At 42.9% G+C, this 20,120-nt stretch carries 17 protein-coding genes; 10 read left to right on the top strand and 7 right to left on the bottom strand.

All coding sequences use genetic code 11. The features are described 5' to 3' along the window. Window positions 1–27: 27 nt before the first annotated feature. The 5 genes from FTU45_RS02605 (at window position 28) to FTU45_RS02625 (ending at window position 6,627) form a co-directional block, all read left to right on the top strand. Window positions 28–1,911: a TonB-dependent siderophore receptor gene (locus FTU45_RS02605; protein WP_180075867.1), complete on the top strand. Its 1,884-nt coding sequence runs from the start codon at window positions 28–30 to the stop codon at window positions 1,909–1,911. 91 nt (window positions 1,912–2,002) lie between these two features. Further along, the gene (locus tag FTU45_RS02610) at window positions 2,003–2,587 is read left to right on the top strand and encodes a cob(I)yrinic acid a,c-diamide adenosyltransferase (RefSeq protein WP_180075868.1); all 585 of its coding nucleotides are present in this window, start codon (window positions 2,003–2,005) and stop codon (window positions 2,585–2,587) included. Between the two features lie 142 nt (window positions 2,588–2,729). After that, a complete protein-coding gene (locus FTU45_RS02615; RefSeq protein WP_180075869.1) occupies window positions 2,730–3,443 on the top strand; it encodes a glycerophosphodiester phosphodiesterase in 714 nt (237 codons plus the stop codon). 440 nt (window positions 3,444–3,883) lie between these two features. Continuing rightward, window positions 3,884–5,047, top strand: coding sequence for an acyl-CoA desaturase (locus FTU45_RS02620; protein ID WP_005095770.1), 1,164 nt, complete (start codon window positions 3,884–3,886; stop codon window positions 5,045–5,047). Window positions 5,048–5,181: 134 nt separating this feature from the next. Continuing rightward, entirely contained in the window at window positions 5,182–6,627 is a 1,446-nt protein-coding gene (locus tag FTU45_RS02625) for a YdiU family protein (RefSeq protein WP_180075870.1), read from the top strand. Between the two features lie 55 nt (window positions 6,628–6,682). Here the strand turns inward: FTU45_RS02625 and FTU45_RS02630 are convergent, their stop codons facing one another. The 4 genes from FTU45_RS02630 to baeS form a co-directional block, all read right to left on the bottom strand. Next, window positions 6,683–7,759: a DUF5723 family protein gene (locus FTU45_RS02630; protein WP_180075871.1), complete on the bottom strand. Its 1,077-nt coding sequence runs from the start codon at window positions 7,757–7,759 to the stop codon at window positions 6,683–6,685. A gap of 54 nt (window positions 7,760–7,813) precedes the next feature. After that, window positions 7,814–9,220, bottom strand: coding sequence for a hypothetical protein (locus tag FTU45_RS02635; RefSeq protein WP_218949402.1), 1,407 nt, complete (start codon window positions 9,218–9,220; stop codon window positions 7,814–7,816). 93 nt (window positions 9,221–9,313) lie between these two features. Continuing rightward, window positions 9,314–10,000: a response regulator gene (locus tag FTU45_RS02640; protein ID WP_004278304.1), complete on the bottom strand. Its 687-nt coding sequence runs from the start codon at window positions 9,998–10,000 to the stop codon at window positions 9,314–9,316. Window positions 10,001–10,013: 13 nt separating this feature from the next. Further along, entirely contained in the window at window positions 10,014–11,666 is a 1,653-nt protein-coding gene (gene baeS, locus FTU45_RS02645; protein WP_180075872.1) for a sensor histidine kinase efflux regulator BaeS, read from the bottom strand. Between the two features lie 135 nt (window positions 11,667–11,801). Here baeS and FTU45_RS02650 point away from each other — a divergent pair, with 135 nt between their 5' ends. The 3 genes from FTU45_RS02650 (at window position 11,802) to FTU45_RS02660 (ending at window position 16,469) form a co-directional block, all read left to right on the top strand. Beyond that, window positions 11,802–12,413 (top strand): hypothetical protein, encoded by a 612-nt coding sequence (locus tag FTU45_RS02650; protein ID WP_100534591.1) that lies wholly within the window; start codon window positions 11,802–11,804, stop codon window positions 12,411–12,413. A 303-nt stretch (window positions 12,414–12,716) separates the two neighbouring features. Then, on the top strand, window positions 12,717–14,519 hold the full coding sequence (locus FTU45_RS02655) for an acyl-CoA dehydrogenase C-terminal domain-containing protein (RefSeq protein ID WP_005172595.1): 1,803 nt from the start codon (window positions 12,717–12,719) through the stop codon (window positions 14,517–14,519). A 168-nt stretch (window positions 14,520–14,687) separates the two neighbouring features. Further along, window positions 14,688–16,469, top strand: a complete 1,782-nt coding sequence (locus FTU45_RS02660) for an acyl-CoA dehydrogenase C-terminal domain-containing protein (RefSeq protein ID WP_180075873.1) — start codon at window positions 14,688–14,690, stop codon at window positions 16,467–16,469. 62 nt (window positions 16,470–16,531) lie between these two features. Here FTU45_RS02660 and FTU45_RS02665 read toward each other — a convergent pair whose 3' ends face one another. Continuing rightward, the gene (locus FTU45_RS02665) at window positions 16,532–16,738 is read right to left on the bottom strand and encodes a hypothetical protein (RefSeq protein ID WP_005095746.1); all 207 of its coding nucleotides are present in this window, start codon (window positions 16,736–16,738) and stop codon (window positions 16,532–16,534) included. Window positions 16,739–16,911: 173 nt separating this feature from the next. Between FTU45_RS02665 and FTU45_RS02670 the strand changes: the two genes are divergently transcribed. Continuing rightward, window positions 16,912–17,409 carry a phosphate-starvation-inducible protein PsiE gene (locus FTU45_RS02670; protein WP_005095743.1) on the top strand — a complete coding sequence of 166 codons (498 nt, stop codon included), beginning with the start codon at window positions 16,912–16,914 and terminating at the stop codon, window positions 17,407–17,409. Between the two features lie 38 nt (window positions 17,410–17,447). Here FTU45_RS02670 and FTU45_RS02675 read toward each other — a convergent pair whose 3' ends face one another. After that, window positions 17,448–17,903: an RcnB family protein gene (locus FTU45_RS02675; RefSeq protein WP_159516249.1), complete on the bottom strand. Its 456-nt coding sequence runs from the start codon at window positions 17,901–17,903 to the stop codon at window positions 17,448–17,450. Between the two features lie 179 nt (window positions 17,904–18,082). Between FTU45_RS02675 and FTU45_RS02680 the strand changes: the two genes are divergently transcribed. Then, on the top strand, window positions 18,083–18,535 hold the full coding sequence (locus FTU45_RS02680) for a hypothetical protein (RefSeq protein WP_180075874.1): 453 nt from the start codon (window positions 18,083–18,085) through the stop codon (window positions 18,533–18,535). Between the two features lie 83 nt (window positions 18,536–18,618). On the opposite strand, the gene FTU45_RS02685 is transcribed toward FTU45_RS02680, so the two are convergent. Continuing rightward, window positions 18,619–20,082, bottom strand: a complete 1,464-nt coding sequence (locus FTU45_RS02685) for a phospholipase D-like domain-containing protein (RefSeq protein ID WP_074384052.1) — start codon at window positions 20,080–20,082, stop codon at window positions 18,619–18,621. Between the last annotated feature and the right edge of the window lie 38 nt (window positions 20,083–20,120).

The raw sequence follows: 20,120 nt of genomic DNA on the forward strand, positions 1-20,120 counted from the left end.
GGGGAAGTGAATGTAGGGAGCTTTAACATGTCACTTCATTGTCAACCTACTGCCTTAGTAGGTGCGATCGCACTTGCCTTGGGTTTCACTTCATCTGTTCAGGCTGCCGAGCAAAAAGTTGCGAAAGCCTCTTTAGATACCATTGTGGTGACTGCCACACGTTCTGAAGAAAAGATAGAAAATGTACCTGCACGCATCTCGATTATTGAGCCTGCAATTCTTGAGCAATCATCGATTACATCACTTCCAGAACTATTAAAGAATGATGCATCTATCAACATGGTTCAAGCAGGAGGTATTGGTCAACAATCATCGATCTTCTTACGTGGTACTGAATCAGATCATACCCTCGTATTACGTGATGGTGTTCGACTTAACACAGCAACATCTAACGCAGCATCTTTGGCTTTTATTGATACCACTGATATCAAACAAGTTGAAGTATTAAAAGGTCCTGCCTCTGTACTTTATGGCTCAGATGCGATTGGCGGTGTTGTTCAAATCATTACCCAAGCCCCTAAAAAGTCGGGTGGATTTGTTACAGGCGAAATCGGTGAAAATAAAACGTATAAATCTGTAGTTGGGGCTGATTTAGCAGAAAATGGGATCTATACTCAAATCCGCGGTCAACGCCTTGAAACTGATGGTACGATTGTCACAGATATTCCCAACACCCCCAAAGCAAGTTTTGATCAAAAAGGTTTTACCACCAAATTAGGCATTGATAAAGCCCAATACAACGCAAGTATCGAATACAGTGAAAATCAAGGCTCAAGCCAATACGATGATTATGGTGCACAACGCTCTCATAACTTTGAAAATAAATTATTCACTGCAAAGAGTGCACTCAAATTAAATGATCAGTGGGAGCTTAATGCGCGCTACTCTAAATTTGAAGACAACCTTGTCCAAAATGATTTAACTGATATATATAATTGGGTACAAGATGAAATTACAGGTGATTGGAATTCTACCTATGTTGGCTCAGAAATTGACTACACTTTAAATGAACGTCAAGAATATGACCTGAATGCTCGATGGAAGCTAACACCGCATCAAAATATATTAATTGGTGGAACGATTAACAAATCAGATGTTAATAGTCTAAGTTATGGAACTGAATATAATACGTCATTAGATTCAAATGGATATTATGTTCAACATCAATTTAATAATGATAAATTGAATACTCAATTGGGTATTCGCTTAGAAGATAATAAGCAGTTTGGCGAACATACTGTAGGTCAAGCTGCACTTCGTTATAAACTTACATCAGATACAAGTGTATATACCAATATCGGTACTGCTTTTAGAGCACCAAGTGCAAATGATTTATACAGCTCATCAGGTAATCCAAATTTAGAACCAGAGGAAAGCATTTCATATGAAATTGGTTTAAATCAAAATTATTCACATGGTTTTAGCTCTGAATTTAGCTTATATCGTAATGAAATTGAAAACTTGATCACCTATAAAGCAGGCGAAAATCAAAACATTAAAAAAGCGATTCTGACAGGATTTGAATCAGCATTGAAATGGCAAGCTGATCAATTCTATACACGTCTATCATATAGCTATGTTCAACCTAAAGATGACTCAGATAATCGTGATCTCGTTCGTCGCCCACGTCACCATGCTACTGCAACTGTAGGTATGACGAATGAAAACTATGGCTTGGGCTTGTCTTTAAATGCAAAATCTAGTTCCAAAGATTGGGACTACAAACATGATAATCCAGGTTATATGACAGCAGATTTCAATGCTCATTGGAATCTAAATCCATCTGTTAAGCTTTTCACAAATATTCAGAATATGGGCGACACTAAATTCAAAACTTCATATCAAGATTATGGAAACTACTACTTAAATGGTGGTCGTCTTGCTTCTGCCGGTGTGACCTTTAAATACTAAGTTCAGCGTTTCAATAAATACTTTTGAGCATCATGTCATGCCTATGGCATGATACTTTTTATTTACAGCATTTAAAAATCAAGGAAATCACATGGGTCACCGTTTAAGTAAGATTTATACCCGCACAGGCGATTCAGGCACCACAGGTTTGGGCGATGGTTCACGCGTTGCCAAAGATGATTTACGTATTGATGCGCTCGGTGATGTGGATGAACTCAATGCCGTGATTGGTGTACTACGTGCACAGATTTCAGCAAGCACGATTGAAGATAAAGCCACTTGGGACAAATCTTTAAGCCTGATTCAGCACTGGCTATTTGATCTGGGCGGCGAAGTCTGCATTCCGGGTTTTAATCTGGTGCAACCGGTATCGATTGAGTTTTTGGAAAATGATATCGACCGAATGAATGCGGCCTTACCAATGCTCAAAGATTTTATTCTGCCGGCAGGCACATTGGTATGTAGTTTTGCCCATCAGGCTCGTGCGGTTTGCCGTCGTGCAGAACGCAGCGTAATGTCAGTTCATCACCGTGACCAAAATATTCAGGCAGCGTCACTGCAACTACTTAACCGTTTATCGGACTGGTTATTTGTAGCATCACGCACCCTGCAACGAAGCGAGGGCGGTTCAGAAGTGCTGTGGCAAAAAAATATCAATGACAGCATCGAAAACTAGAATTATTTCTTGATTCTAAATCTAAAAATACGCGTCAGATGTATCTTGATTTTACAGTGCATCTGACGACAATAAGCCTTATCATCTTTTTGTCACATAGCACGCATACAATGAAATCAACTTCTCAATTTATGGGCAGTCTATGCGCATAATTGGTCATCGTGGTGCACGTGGCGAAGCCCCTGAAAATACCCTAGGCGGTTTTCAATATATTCAAGACATCGGTATTCGCGCCGTTGAGTTTGATGTGCGTCAGCTCAAAGACAATGCCCTAATCATCATGCATGATGACGACTTTGTGCGAACCACAGGTTTGCAAAAGCATTTATATGAATGCAATCATCAAGATCTTGCACACTATAATCATGCTGTGACCTGGTCAGACTGGAATAAAGTCGAAGCCACCCCTCTCTTAAATCAGACCTTAAATGTCATTCGAGACTTTGAGCATATTGAAGTCGAAATCAAAAGTGTCGATTCCGAAGCTGCGGCTGAGAAAATTGCACTGGACGTTGCACAGCAACTGCAAGGCTATGAGCAGGCGGCCATCATTACCAGTTTTGATGCCAAAGTCCTGCAAGCCTTCAAACAGCAAAATTCCCGGCTAAAACGCGGTTTACTCATCGAAACCGACCTAAAATATCAAGCGATTGATCAGGCGCTAGAACTGGATTGCTGTCATATTGGCTGGATGAATGAGCTGGCCAGCAAAGACCTGATTCAGGCCACCCAGGCTGCTGAATTGAATATCAGTGTCTGGACGGTCAATGATGTGAGCCGAGCCAAAGAGCTGCGTGATTGGGGAATTCAAGGGCTGATTACCGATTACCCAAAACTGATGCTGCAGCAACTCTAAAAAACAGCCTGATTATCGATCAGTTCAAATCGTTTTATTTAAGACAGCTCGATTCCATGTCAAGCTATTAAAGCGTGTCTGACTTTTAGATTGATTCGACTTGAATGTTACATTAATTGTCTATGAGATATATTCTGCAAATTTTCTGGCAATATTGTAGAAATGATGAACAGTTAAATCGCTTAATATTAGCCCAATTAAATAGTCTAAAAGACCGATAATCCTCAGTCACTTAGTCGGAAATCAAGCCCCGTCTAGACTGGCAAAATGGTCGTTTTTGCCCTACTTATCCTGTTACTGACAAGTACAATACAACCGTACAATAATGCTAGTGATGCCATAGGCCACATGCTAATATAAACAAGATAGGCTGCTGTTAAAACCAACAGCGGTTTCTGCTTTTTGTTAAACCTTCCGAGGTTCTAGGAGTGCTGTTGGAGATGAATGCTCCCTTACCCAAAGCCCCCATTAACTGGATTGCGGTGTTTGCATTGGTGTTATTACCCATTGTTGCCCTGATTGCAATTCCGTTATATGCGTATCACCATGATTTTAGCGCCGCCGCTTGGATCAGCATGTTTGTTTTACTGGGCGTAAGCAGCCTTGGCATTACAGCAGGATACCATCGCCTGTGGGCACATCGTGCTTATGAAGCCACTCTACCATTAAAAATCATCTTAATGATTATGGGTACATTTGCTGTACAGAATAGTATCTTGTTCTGGGCATCTGGTCACCGTACTCATCATCGTCATGTCGATGATGTGGATCAAGATCCGTACTCGATCAACAAAGGTTTCTGGTATGCACATATCGGCTGGATGTTACGTGATTATCCATCAGGTGTGGCAAACTATAAAAATGCGCCAGATCTGTTAAAAGACAAAGTCGTCATGTTTCAGGACAAATACTATATTCCATTAGTGATTGCCGTTCATGCTGCTATTTTGCTTCCAATTGGCTGGGCAGTCGGCGATGTCTGGGGAGTCTTGCTGCTGGGTGGATTAGTGCGTTTAATCCTGAGCCATCATGTGACTTTCTTCATCAACTCGCTGTGTCACATGTGGGGTAATCGTCCTTATACCGACGAAAATACTGCACGTGACAACTTCGTACTTGCGATTGCCACCTGGGGTGAGGGTTATCATAACTATCACCACATTTTCCAGTACGATTACCGTAATGGCGTGAAATGGTGGCAATACGATCCAACCAAATGGTTGATCTGGACCTGTTCTAAACTGGGTTTAGCCAAAAACTTACGTCGTATTCCTAGCTTTAATATCAAAAAAGCAGAACTGGCAATGAAGTTTAAATATGCTGAACAGGATCTTGCGGTCTATGGCCATGATGTCTCTGAAGACATCATTACTGTGAAAACCAAGATTGCACAGGAATATGATGCCTTTACCCAAACCTTAAATGACTGGGCCAAACTAAAAGAGCAAGAAATTCAGGTGAAAAAGGCTTCTATGGCAGAAAAAATTCACCAGATGGATGACAAACTGAAAGTTGAATTCCAGCTGGTTGAACAGCGTTTATCCCATCACCGGGCAACCTTGAATTTACTGGTTCGTAATTTGAAAAAATCAGCAGTATCTTAATAAAACTGCTCACAAAAAAGCCCCAATCGGGGCTTTTTTTATGTCTGAAAGATAACTTGAACTCTCGTTTATACAACAGTTTTCTACAGGCAACTTTGTTATAGTCAAGGTATTCCAAGCCTGTACTGAGTGCCATGTATTTTAACTCTAGTTATCAAACCCTTCCTGCTGCCCTTTACCACCATCAAGTTCCACTACCGTTGAAAGGCGCAAAAGCCGGGCATTTTAACGTAGCTTTGGCAGAACAACTGCAATGGTCAGATGAAGACAAAGCGCAATGGGTCGAGATGTGTAGTGGTCAGAAAGTCTTTGCTGAGTTTCAACCCTTGGCCATGGTCTACGCAGGTCATCAGTTTGGTCAATGGGCTGGACAATTGGGAGATGGTCGCGGCCTGTTAATTGCACAGATCCTTGATCAGGAAGGTCAGACTATTGACCTGCATTTAAAAGGTGCGGGTGCAACGCCCTATTCGCGTATGGGTGATGGGCGTGCAGTACTGCGTTCGGTGATTCGTGAGTATCTGGCGGGTCATGCATTAAATGCTTTGGGTGTAGCATCCAGTAATGCGGTTGGTTTTACTTCATCAATGCAAGGTATTCAACGCGAAAGGCTGGAGCCGGGTGCGATGATGTTACGTACCTCAGATTGTCATATCCGTTTTGGGCATTTTGAATGGATCAATCAGTATCAGCCGGAGTTATTGGCTGAATTTACCCAGAAATGTATTGAATGGCATTATCCGGAATGCCTGCAAGCCGAACAGCCGCTATTAGCCTTTGCCACAAAAGTCATTCAGCGCACAGCCGTCATGATTGCCAAATGGCAACTGGTTGGCTTCGCGCATGGCGTGATGAATACTGACAATCTGAATATTACCGGCTCAACTTTGGACTTTGGTCCTTATGGCTTTATGGAGCGCTTCCGTCCGAACTGGATCAATAACCACTCGGATTATCAAGGGCGTTATACCTATCAGCAACAACCAAGTATCGGGCACTGGAACTTGTGGCAATGGTTAAACAATCTGGTTCCCCTCTGCCCTGCGGATTATGACAAAGAACAATGGAAACAGGATCTGGCCGGCTGTCTGGAACATTATGAGCCGACATTCTTGGAACATTACAAACACGGTTTAAACCAGAAAATGGGCTTGCCAGGTTTCCATAAAGACAGTTTTGACTGTGCGATGGCATTTTTGCGAATCTTGCAAAGTGAGCAACTGGATTACACCCAGAGTTTTATCCGCCTGCAAAATAAAGACTATGACGCTATTAAAGATGATTGTCTGGATCGCCGTCAGTTTGAAGCTTTCCTGACACAATATGAAACTATTCGTGCACATCAGGATATTGAAGAACTGGATGCCGCCATGAAGCAAGCCAATCCGCATTATATTCTGCGCAATCACATGGCACAGAAAGCCATTGAACGGGCAGAGCGTGATGATTTTTCCGAAGTCGATCGTTTGTTTAAATTGCTCAGCCAGCCTTATCTGAAACAGCCAGATCTGGAACATGCTGAAGATTTAGCACCATTGCCAAGTGATGTACCGGAAGTGATGGTGAGTTGTTCGTCTTAATAAAAACGAAGCATATCGCTCCGTTTTTATTAGAAAATTTTAATGTTGAAAGATTTTACCAGTAATATTGAGCATATAAAGAGGCACTAAAACGATGTGCCTGATTACTCTCTAAATTGTCAGTCATATATTTAGCACCAAAATTTTTATGCTGTATTGATAATCCCCAAGCTTGTGTTTGCGGCTCTATATGCAGTCCATATTTTAATTGTTCCATTTTCCAAAAGGCATTGAGTTGAGCTAATGTTATATATTCATTTGAAAAACTACTAATGCTCGCACTCCAAGGCTTAGTTTGAACATCATAGCTAATTTCCGAACTTAATTTAAAAGGCAGTTTTTGACGATACTGTTTGCTCTTACTTAATTGTCCACTTAGATCCATTCGAGGACGCTGATTTTGATCGTAATAAAGATTGTAGCGTGTAAATGGAGCCTTATCCCAATATAAGTAACCGAGTAAATCATCGACCTGAAGATTAATATTCCAATCTTTTTTGATTTGCCCATGTAAACCAAAATCTAGGCCATAGCCATAACCTTTACTGGTTCTTCCATCCCAACCTAATTCTTCTTCTTTTAAAGCAGGACGGTCATAACTATAATCCAATGAACCATTTAACCAAGCTACTCGATCCATCAATTCAGTCAAATTGGTTGTTTGTCCTGTTGCTTGAAATTTACCATCCACATAATGACGGCCGATGAGAGCCGTTGCCCCTGTCACAATTGTCCAATCAGGATGAACTTTCCAATCATAGGCAAAACGAGTTCCCACCGTTTCGACATGCTGAGCTTCTAATTCCAATTGATTATGTTTATTTGCATCAATTAACTGATCATTTTCAATTTGATAGTATAACTTTGCCATATCATCACTAAAATGAATCTGATAGTCATAAGCCCAAACCCAACCTACAGTCCAATTATCCTGTTTGGTTTCTAATTTCATTTTCCCATGTGCAAAGGCATTATTGCCTTTTTTAAAATTAGGGGTTTCCCAACTATTTAAAAAGGCATGTACACTAACAGGCTCACTATAAATATCTGCATTTATACTGTATTGAATCGTTTTTTCCGCATAAGCAGAGTATGGCAAACTTACAGCCAATATGAATAAATATTTTTTCATTAGATATAAAAGAAGACAGCAAATGCTGCCTTCTTCTCAAAGTTAAGTTTTAGATTAAGGAGCGATATAAGTTATTGTGTCATCACTAAATTTAACCACATATTGCCCAGATGAATTTTTAGTGAGTGTCCCATAACTTTTTCCTGCAACCAGAATATTCGCTGAGGTAAAATTCTGTACATCTGCAATACTGATGGATGCTCCATTTTTATGCTTAAGCACACCCGCAATAATTTGATGGTCCTGATCTAGGTCTTTTGCAGTTAACTCAATATCCAATGCATTTTTATCAACGACAACGGCAACAGTCGCTGTACCTTTGGTAAATTCAGCACGTTTTGCGCTAATATCAATGCTAAATGGTGTAGGTACTGCATTGGCGCCTTTTAAATTACCACTTAATTTGACATTTAAATTCGCATTGATGAAATTAGTCGATGTTTCCTGTCCAGCACTCACATCAATAGCTTGAGATAAATCATTATTCAAATTAAGTTTGGCTTCTAAATTCAAGGATTCCTGCTGATAACTTACAAGACCTTTCAGCACTAATTCAGATGGAATCAATTGTTCTTGAATTCCAACACCATTATTAAATATAGCTTTGCGTACAATTAAAGAAACTTCAGATAAATTAGCTTTTACATCTGCGCTTTCAAAGACTAAACCTTGTAATTTCAAAGTCGCTTGATTTGGAATACCTTCACGGTTTTCCATGGTGTCTGCCGTAGCATAAACCATAGATGCAGTACTATCAGAGGTAAAACTAAAACTCGCAGTCTGATTTTTAAGATTCTTGGTAGAAATTTTTCCATTATTCTGAATCTTATAATTATAAGTTGTGCGAGCGGTATCAATAAATGGTGCTTCTAAGACCAAATTTGATACTGTAACTTCAGCATCATCACCATAAATTGAGTATGCAGAATCATTATACCAATTTGTATTACTCCACGCATTGTCCGCTGTAATTTTATCCCAATTAAACGCTTGCCAATATTGGACACTAGCATCACCTGAAATAGTAATAGAAGTACCCGTAACATTAGCCTTTAAAGTATTGCTCTTAAATTTAAAATTATATGCATCATCCTGATTAATTAAATCCTGAATTTGTTGTGCTGTATAAGTCTTGGTCTGCCCCTGTGCATTCTCAGTAACAACCTCTGCAATCACTAATAATAAGTTTGTTGCACGGCTCAAATCTGAAGATGTGTTATTTATTACTTCTGCAGGAACTTTATATTGATCAGCAATATTTTGAAAACCATCATAATAAGAAATGATAGCATTGGTGGTTTTAACAAGTTGTTTTGCTTTTTCTAAATCCGAAGCAGGTGTCGTTACCTCTCCCCCATTTGCTCCGCTAGGTGAAGATGATTCGCTTCCACTCCCACCTCCACCACAAGCCACTAAAAACACAGAGCAACTTAGTACTAGTAATGTTTTTTTTAAAATCATTTTACCCCAACCCTCTAAAAATTATAAATAAAAAGCTCCTAAAAAATAACCATTTTAAAGGAGCTTTACAATGCTAAAAAAATATTTATTTATTCAATCTTCAGGATATTCAAAACGGTAACCGACCCCATACACCGCCTGAATCCACTCATGACGGTTGCCGGTTTCAGCAGCATCCGAAATTTTACGGCGCAAATTCTTGATATGACTGTCAATCACGCGATCCGCGACATCAAAACTGTCTGGATTGATATGATCCAGCAATTGCGCACGTGAATAGACCTGCCCGACATGTTCCAGGAATAACTCCAGTAAACGGAATTCAGTCGGGGTCAGATTCAAGGCCTTTTGTTGATACCAGATACGCTGTTGGGATTTATCCATACGGAACAGATCATTACTTTCCGGTTCTGATTTACGGTCCAGACGACGTAAGACTGCCTGTACCCGTGCCACCAGTTCCTTCGGACTAAATGGTTTACACAGATAATCATCTGCGCCCATATTCAGTCCCAACACACGGTCAATTTCTTCGGTACGCGCGGTCACCATAATAATCGGCAAATCTGACTGTTCACGCACTTTACGGCAAATGGTCAGACCATCCATACGCGGCACCATCAAGTCCAAAATCATCAGACTCGGTTTACGCTGGGTAAAACTGTTATATGCTTCCTGCCCATCATGAAACATACTGACCTCAAAACCAGCAGCTTCCAGATAGTCTCGCACCAATTGTGCAAGTTCGATTTCATCTTCAACCAGCATGACATGTTTCATCAATATATTTCCTTTAGGGTTTCATTTGTTTAGGAAAACTCAGTTTGCAGCGTAAACCACCGAGTGGTGAGTGCGCAAAGCTTAAGCTGCCACCCAGCGCCTGCGTAATTTTACATGATAATGCTAAACCAAGTCCGGTTCCGCCAGTCGCCCGCGTACGCGAATCATCGACACGATAGAAACGCTCGCCAATCCGCGCCAGTTGCTCATCGCTCAAACCAAATGGACTGTCATCGACATATAAGATCCATTCTTTCTCATCCTGCGTGCTATGAATATGCACCTGCCCACCCGCTTCAGTATAGCGAATACTATTACTCAGCAAGTTGGCCACAATCTGTTTAAAGCGGTCCAGATCCAGATTTAACTCAGTATCTTCGCCATTTGCGGTGACCGTCAATTTAGCCTGTTCAAAGTTCGGCTGGAAGTTGATCAGTTCCTGCTGTACCACTTCCCACGGATTCACCGTCGAGAAGTAAAATTGCAATTGCTGCGCATCGGCCTGTGCCAGTGCGGCCAGATCCTGTGTCAGTTTTTTCAGGCTGGTGACCTGCGCCAGCATGGAAGCAAAATGTTCAGGGGTGGGTTTACGAATCCCATCCTGCATCGCTTCAATCTGTGCCTGCAATACCGCCAGTGGCGTTTTCAATTCATGTGAGGTATCTGCCACCCATTGACGGCGTGAGGTTTCATGCTGATCCAGAATCACAGCCAAGGCATTTAATTCATTGGACAAATCACCCAATTCATCATTGCGGTTGACTTTGACCTGATACTGATAATTGCCTTGGGTCAGAGCACGCGTACCATTCAGCAAACGTTGAATTGGTTTCTTGAAATAAGTCGCCAATAACAAGGAGGCAATCAGACTGGCCAAAATACTGAGCGCATAGACCAAAAATAAATAACGCTTTTGATTACTAAAAAAATTAATACTTAAGGCATCATCCTGATCCAGAACCGGCTTTAAGCCCAGATAGCCAACAATCTGATTATTCACCATAATCGGACGATAGGAAATCTGCTCATCTGAAGCCTCACCGACCACAAAACGCCGTTTTGCATCATACAATGAAAGACGTGAACTGAGACCAAGACGGTCCGGCATCTGGATAAACTGCTTCTTGCCGGTCGGCTGCTGTGCTGCTTGTTCGCCATTCTTACGGTCAGTTCTAAACAGATTCTGATTGGAACTCAGCGGAAATTTTAGGCCTTCAAAGGGCTGAAACTGCGAGGGTAGATTGGAAGCCAGGAGGCGTAACTCTTCTTCATTGACCTGACGCGGTGGCAAAGCCGGATCGACCATACTGGGTGCGACTTGAACCAGGGTCTGTTCCTGAAAATAGCGCTGCTGCAAGGCAATATCATACTGACGGCGCAGCCACCAGCGTGATAAACGGTCATAATCATCTGGGGCGGCTTCCCCTTCCATTTGTAGAATCTGGGCCTGAATCGCATTGCCCCAGTCCTGATACACCGCATAGACATCCGCCAGATTTTTAATCACATAATCCAGTTTCTGCATTTCGACATCAGCCACATAGCGGGCGAAATTACGCTGCATATTCAGATGCAGTACACCCAGACTCACTGTGGTAATAACCAGCGTGGTCAACAGTACGGTCAAAAATAGACGTAATGCAATCGGAATACGGCGAATGTTCAAAACAGAAATCTCAATTTTTCTTCTATATTCATTATTGTAGCGAACATGACATCAAAAAACTCTTCATTGTTTCTTCATCTTTATTGTTTAATCTTTACCTGACATAAAATCAGGTTCTTGACGGGAATAAATACAATGCAAGCCATGACAAAAATAGCCTTAATCAGTGCCAGTGTTCTTTCTATGGGTGCTTTGACTGCCTGTCAATCTACCAGTAATGTACCGAACAATGAGCATCGCCAAATGATGAAACATCATCATGAGGGTAAAAAACAGCATCATCTTTCGCCTGAACAGCGCGAGCAGTTTAAGGCAAAGCGTGCGGAACGTCTGCAATTTGCCAAACAGCTGCAACAGGCCTGTGACAATAAAGCCGTAGGTTCAGCGGTTCAAATCAAGGCCGGTGATAAAACCATTGATGGCAGCTGTACTATCGTTTTTAAAGCCGATCGTAAAAACATGCAAGGCCAGCGCGGTGAACACCGCGGCATGAAAGGTGAACATCGTCCAATGCGTGCCGATGTCCGTGGCGGCATGATGCGCGGTGAAGCATTAACTGATGCAAAACGTGCAGAATTGACCAAACAGTTTGATCAACGTCTGGCTCAGCGTCAGGCACAACAACAAGCGATGCTGCAAGCCTGTCAAGGCAAGAAAGATGGTACTGCTGCACAGATCAAAGCAGGTGAACAAACAGTGAATGGTCAATGTCATGTTCGTTTCCAGCCCAAAACATCTGCCTATTAATGCATAGGAATCAATGATTCACGACAAGCACCTTCGGGTGCTTTTTTATTGCGTGCTATTTACCCTGGATAGTTGACTATTCGTATCATACAAAATATGACTAAAGCCTTTATACTCAATATGTTTAATACGTCATGCATATTAATCTTTGACTTTACAGTCACCAAGAAATCCCCCTGAAAAGCTTGTACCGCAGGGGAAGATGTTGCAGGATTAGAATCATTCCAAACCGTGTCAGTGAAGATACGTTTTTAGTTCATCTAAGATTATAACGCTGGTTAAACCAGTATTGAGGAAACCGATATGCCACAATACAAAGCGCCTTTACGTGATATGCAATTTGTGTTGCATGAATTATTAAATGCTGAACAACACTATGCAAATCTCCCTGCATTCCAAGAAAACGTAAGCCGTGAACTGGTAGATCAGTACTTAGAAGCTGCGGCTGATTTCTGTGAAAATGAACTTTCTCCGATTAACCAGGCGGGCGACCGTGAAGGTTGTACCTGGAATGACGGCGTGGTGACTACACCAACAGGCTTTAAAGAAGCGTATCAAAAATACATCGAGCTTGGCTTCCCTTCACTTTCTGCTGAAGAACAGTATGGCGGTCAAGGTTTACCAAATTCTTTAGGGATTACCATTTCTGAAATGGTCGGTACTGCGAACTGGGCATGGGGCATGTACCCTGGCCTGTCTCACGGTGCAGTTCGTACTTTAGAACACCACGGTTCAGCTGAACAAAAAGATGCTTACCTGCCTAAACTGGTTTCAGGTGAGTGGACGGGTACCATGTGCCTGACCGAATCGCATGCAGGTTCTGACCTGGGTATTATCCGTACCAAAGCCGAGCCACAAGCAGATGGTAGCTACGCCATTTCTGGCGAGAAAATCTTCATCTCTGCGGGTGAACACGACATGGCTGAAAACATCATCCATATCGTACTGGCACGTTTACCGGGCGCACCGAAAGGTACCAAAGGTATTTCATTATTCATCGTACCGAAGTTCAACCTAAATGCCGATGGCTCTATTGCCGATCGCAATGGCGTACGTTGTGGTTCAATCGAACATAAAATGGGGATCCACGGTAACGCAACCTGTGTGATCAACTTCGATAACGCGAAAGGCTTCCTGATTGGCCCTGAAAACCGTGGTCTGAACTGCATGTTCACCTTCATGAACACCGCACGTATCGGTACGGCAGTACAAGGTCTGGCAGCGTCTGAAGGCTCTTTCCAGGGTGCACTTGCCTACGCCAAAGACCGTCTGGCGATGCGTTCACTGTCTGGCCCTAAGAGCCCGGAAAAAGAAGCGGATCCAATCATTGTGCATCCAGCTGTACGTAACATGCTGCTAACCCAAAAAGCATATGCTGAAGCAGGTCGCGCACTGGTTTACCTATTGGCGCAATATGCGGACGTGGTTGAACATGCTGTAGAAGAAGCCGATCGTAAATTTGCAGACAATATCTTGTCTCTACTTACCCCAATCGCAAAAGCATTCCTGACTGAAACCGGTTCTGAAGCTGCGAAACATGGTGTGCAGGTCTTCGGTGGTCATGGCTTCATTTCTGAGCATGGCATGGAGCAAATCGTACGTGATACACGTATTGCCTGTTTGTACGAAGGTACCACTGAAATTCAGGCGCTGGACTTGTTAGGTCGTAAAGTGTTGGGTACTCAAGGTGCAATGTTGAAAGACTTCACCAAGATGATCCACAAATTTGCTGAAGCGCACAAAGACAATGCTGCAATGAAAGAATTCGTTGAGCCATTGGCTGCCTTGAACAAGGAATGGGGCGACCTGACCATGCAAATTGGTATGCGTGCGATGCAAAACCCTGAAGAAGTCGGTGCAGCTGCGGTCGATTACCTGTACTTCTCTGGTTATGTCACCCTGGCTTACCTATGGGCACGTATGGCACTGGTTGCTCAAGAGCAACTGGCTGCTGGCACCACTGAAGTTGACTTCTACAATGCCAAAGTGACCACTGCACGCTTCTACTTCAAGAAAATCCTGCCACGCGTTCGTTCACATGTTGACGTGATCGCAACAGGTGTAGAGCCATTGATGAACCTGGATGCAGAACATTTCGCATTCTAAGTTAGAATCAGACTAATCGCATCACAGAAAAAGGACGGTCAATGAACAGACAGTCCTTTTTCTTTATAACGAGTTACAGAATTAACCTTTAGTCGTCTAACATTCAGATTTTGAGTGTTTTAGACTGATTAAAACTTATTTAATCAAACAATAAACAGGTGACACACCATGCCAATTTATAACGCGCCACTTGCCGATATGAAATTCATCCTCAACGATGTCTTTAATGCAGAACAATTCTGGCAAGCCAATGAAAATTTAGCGCACCTCGATGCTGCAACAGCAGAAGCCATTCTGGAAGAAATGGCGAAATTTGCGCAAAACGTGACCCTGCCACTCAACCGTAGCGGTGATGAAGAAGGCGCAAAATATGAAAATGGCAATGTGACTACCCCTGCTGGCTTTAAAGAAGCCTTTAAACAATATGCAGAAGGCGGCTGGATCGGGCTGGGCGCAGATACCGAATGGGGCGGCCAGGAAATGCCGAAAATGCTAACGGTACTTTCTGATGAAATGCTGTTTGCCACCAACCCGTCTTTCATGCTGTATCCGCTGCTGTCTGTCGGTGCAGGTATGGCCTTAAACAGCTATGCTTCACAAGCGCAAAAAGAAACCTATTTACCTAAAATTTATTCGGGTGAATGGTCAGGCACCATGTGCTTAACCGAGCCACATGCCGGTACAGATCTGGGGATTATCAAAACCAAAGCTGAACACAATGAAGATGGTAGCTATAGCATCACCGGCACCAAGATTTTTATTACCGGCGGTGATCATGATCTGGCGGAAAACATCATTCATCTGGTTCTGGCCAAAACCCCAGATGCACCTGCGGGTTCACGTGGTATTTCCCTGTTCATCGTACCGAAATTCTTGGTGAATGAAGATGGTTCGATTGGCGAACGTAACCCGGTCGGCCCAGGTTCAATTGAACACAAAATGGGGATCAAGGCATCTGCGACTTGTGTGATGAACTTTGACGGCGCCAAAGGCTATCTGGTGGGTAAAGAAAACGAAGGTCTGGCTGCGATGTTCGTAATGATGAACTACGAGCGCCTGTCCATGGGGATTCAGGGCTTAGGTGCTTCTGAATTTGCTTATCAAAATGCTGCACAATACGCGACCGATCGTTTACAGGGTCGCAGTGCGGCTGGCGTTCAATCGCCAAACAAACCGGCGGACAGTATTCTGGTGCATGGTGATGTACGCCGTATGCTGCTGAATGTACGTGCCAACAATGAAGCGTCTCGTGCCTTTGCAGTCTATGTCGGTCAGCAACTGGACATTACCAAATTCTCTACTGATCCTGAAGCGGTGAAAAAAGCCAATGACCGTGTTGCGCTATTAACACCAATCGCGAAAGCGTATTTAACGGATACCGCATTCCAGGCGACATTAGATGCACAAATGGTCTTCGGTGGTCATGGCTATATCCGTGAATGGGGCGTGGAACAATGTATCCGTGACCTGCGTATTTCCCAGATCTATGAAGGCACCAACGGCGTACAGTCACAAGATTTAATCGGTCGTAAAACCATTAAATGTGGCGGTGAATATATCTCTGAATATATCTCTGAAATCCGTGACTTTGCCAACAGTCTGGATGCAGACCTAAACTTCATTAAAGACGCCACTTTGGATGCAGCGACTGAAGTCGAATCGGTGACTCAGTTTATTCTGGAAGCAGCAAGAGAAAGTCATGATTTCCCGAACTCGACCGCGGTCGACTATCTGCACGCTGTCGGTCTGCTCAGCTTCTCGTATATGTTCGCGCGTATTGCCAATGCTGCGAAAAATAAAGAGGGCGAGTTCTATCAAAACAAACTGGCTTTGGCGAATTATTTTGTGCAACGCATTCTGCCTGAGCTGGCTCTACGCATCACCAAAGTAAAATCAGGTTCTGACCTGATCATGAACTTCTCTGAAGATTACTTCACGACTCAAGCTTAAGCTGAAACAGCCATAATCAAAAACGCCTGCTTGATGCAGGCGTTTTTATTACAATTCGAAACTTAAACTTTCTGAATCATTAAAGAATCTGGTTGATTATTGCTTTTCGGATTCAGATGTTTATTCACAATTTTGATATTCCCCTCTGACTCTAAAGACTCGCAGAGTTCCACCACCTTTTGCATATCTTCAGCCTTAATGCCTACGCCGAGGATTAATTTTTTTCCGGCTTCTAATTGGTCAATTTTTGTTTGAATTTTATCTAACACTTTTTTCTCCTATTTATTCAATGTACCACCCATACAATATAGCAATTTAGTCTAAAAAAAGCGCAAAAGTTCAAATAATTTAATCTTTATTTTTCATCCAATCATTCTGTGCATAATTTTTGCAGGTTATTCTATAAGTATTGTTTATATCACATAAAAATCAGGAGGATCTTATGCCGAAACCCCATCCCAAAGTTGAAAAACTTGAAGCCCTCCTCGACCGTTTTGGTAATCTTGCTGTAGAAAGTTTTCATTATATTGCGCTGTTTATTATTGGCTGTATGGTGATCTGGTCCGCTGGCCATACCGTCATCGATATTCTGACCGTGAAACAGTTCGCCACCATTGACGATATTCTTTTACTGTTCATCTATCTCGAACTCGGTGCCATGGTGGGGATCTATTTTAAAACCAATCATATGCCGGTACGCTTCCTGATTTATATTGCCATTACCGCACTGACCCGCTTGCTCATTGCGGACATTCAGCACACGCATAAAGCCAGTATGGATCTGGTGATTATTACCGGTTCGATCCTGATTATGGCATTTGCCATTTTAGTGGTGCGCTATGCGTCATGGACCTATCCATCGGTGATTCGTGACAAACACAGCGAGAAACCAGTGCCACAAGGCAAAACGCCTCGTCCGGAAGATGATGAGTTGGCTTGATATAAAAATCCCCCTTGAATAAAGGGGGGATTTTTAACTTAACGATTCGGCACCAGCACATAACGTCCATTTTCATAAATCCAGTAACTGCCACGCGGTGGTGCAGGTAAGCCCAGACGCTGCCAGTCACTGATAACGCTATATCTTGAACTTTCAATTCGAGCCACATTCGGATCGCCATTCACCCAGCTATAGCTATTGGAATTTTGATAAATGGTGGTCGGCGCCTGATACTGGATATTGAGACCACTTTGACTTTGAGCCGGCGGATAACCCCAATGGATCGGGCGTTGCGGGTAATGTGGTCTAGGTGGCATCGGACGCTGCGGATAAGAGTGCCGTGGTGGATCATAAGAGCGTGATGGTGCAGCGCGGTAATTCGGTTTAGAACGTTCAACCCCTGTATATCCACCCCAAGCGTTTCCGGCCATCGTCTGTGCAGAAGCCCCCAATAGCAATGCAGCAAATATTGCACTCAATAACACTATTTTCATTTGGGCGTCCTCTTAATCACTCGTCTATATTTTAAACAAAATAAATGCAGAAAATATGAATAAGCTTACTGACCCTGCAATTTTTTGTAATGTGCCTGCGTATTTTCAATCTAGCAGGCCCATCGGCAGGCGACTGCTTTATGCTAAAATCACTTTTTTAATGTTTCGAGTTGAATACTGTGTCTGATTTAAATTTCGATCGTTTACATGAATATTTTTCTAAAGTGCCGAGTGTTCAAAAAGAACGGATTGATAGCTATGGTTCAGATGGCAAACAGGCATGGTGGTTTAAATTTCAGATCAATGTAGATCATTCGCTGGCTTGGCAGACGGTACAGGAACTAGGTCATGTCCTGAATTATATTTCTAAAAATGAACGTCTTCCGACTCAGTTCCTGCCAGTATCGCCACCACCGTATATGAATGGTGTCGCCAAAGATTTCTTGTCTTGGGTGATTCAATGTAATCATGCCGATTTCCCGCCAGATGTAGTCTGTGACTGGCTAGAAGCGCGTTTACCCAATCCGGTCGACCATGAAGAGCAATGGAAAATTAAAACGGATCTTGCTGAACTTGATGCATTGTCCGATAAAGAACTGGATGAACTGGTTCCACCGAATCCGGAGCCTTAAAAAATCCCTCCTACCCTCCCTTTAAAAAAGGGAGGTAAAGTCCCTCTTTTCAAAAGAGGGATTTAGGGAGATTATTAGAGATGCTAAAACGTCGACCAGCCGCTCCATTCCATAAAGCGGTACAGCCAATATTTAGACCATGAATTGTCTTCATATTGTCTATAGTCCACACTCATCACACGGCCATTCAGATTTGACCATGCACCATCAAAATATTGTTGGGCATCTTTAAACACTTCTGCCTGATGCTGACCCAGCACGCGCATATTGGTTTCCAGATTATAGTTTTTCAGATTGCGTGCGGTGAAATTGGCCGAGCCTAAAATCATTTCAGCCTGCTGAGCATTACGCTTCATCAATATTTTGCTATGACATTGCTCACCCTGGGTATTGCACCAGCGTACATCAATGCCTGCCTTGTGCAGTTCCGAAGCCACCTGTCGGTTTGGAATCCCGTTTTTCTCACGGCCAAAGGCATCTTTATTGGGATCGAGTAAAACCCGAACCTTAACCCCGCGTTCATGCGCCGCAATCAGACTTTTAATAATCTTACGCTCGGACAGATAAAACATGGCCAGATCAATCTGTTCATTTTCTTTCGCCGTCTGAATCAGATTTAAAGTCGCATCATAAATGGCTTTTTCCGTCAGGACCTGCACCTGTGGCTGGGTATTTTCTGCCTGAAAATCGCCCGCGATAATGGCTGGCATATTGGCCTGTGACATGATGCCGACCGATTGTTCTGTTCTCAGAATATCCACGGCTGTGGTTCCCCAGACCAATAAACCGATATTGGAATGCCGCGAACTCCCATCATGCGGATTCATGGAGGTGACCAGCGCTTTCCAGCCCTGATCGGTGTCTACCACCAAGGTTTTACGATGATTGGCTTTAAAGTTAAATAAATCAAAATAACTGCGCAGAGTAATTTTTTCTGGGCCAAATGGATTCGGCAACCAGCCTTTTTCCGGATTATTACCAATGCCCTGGCAACATAAATACCAGAACCCCGACCAGCTCGGATTGGACGCCCGCAAAGGGATCAGATTGGTTTCAATCACATCTATACCATGCTGACGTAACTTGCGATACTGCTCGGACTGAATTCCGCCATAGACTGAATTGATCGGATCGGTAATGAACTTGATTTCAACTTGCGGTTGCAACAGGCGTTTACTGATTAAGGCATCGCTCAACTGTTGACTCAATGCCTGATGTTCCTGTGTCGAGGCACCGGTTTGCTGATTAAATAAAAACAGATCCAGTACAATCAGTGATTTGGCCTCTTCAATCATCTTCAGCATTTCATTAAAAATACGATGATCTAAGTGCTGTTTTCCTTCGGCATCCAGATAAGTCCGATCGGCCAGAAACTTGACTTCGGCATGGCGCAGCTTGCCGGTGTAATTCAGACCTTCTGGTAAAGGCTTATAAGTATGATAAACAGCAGATGCCAGATAACTGACCGCCAGTAGACTGATAATCAATGCCGCATAACGGCGATTTGACCAGTTCAGTTTATTGTGAATTCGTTGAAAGATACGCATAAGAAAAAACCTAACCCAATATGCTCAGGCTAGGTTTT

Origin of the sequence: Acinetobacter sp. YH12106, assembly GCF_013418995.1 — a bacterium.
In the GTDB taxonomy this organism is placed as follows: Bacteria; Pseudomonadota; Gammaproteobacteria; order Pseudomonadales; family Moraxellaceae; genus Acinetobacter; species Acinetobacter pseudolwoffii.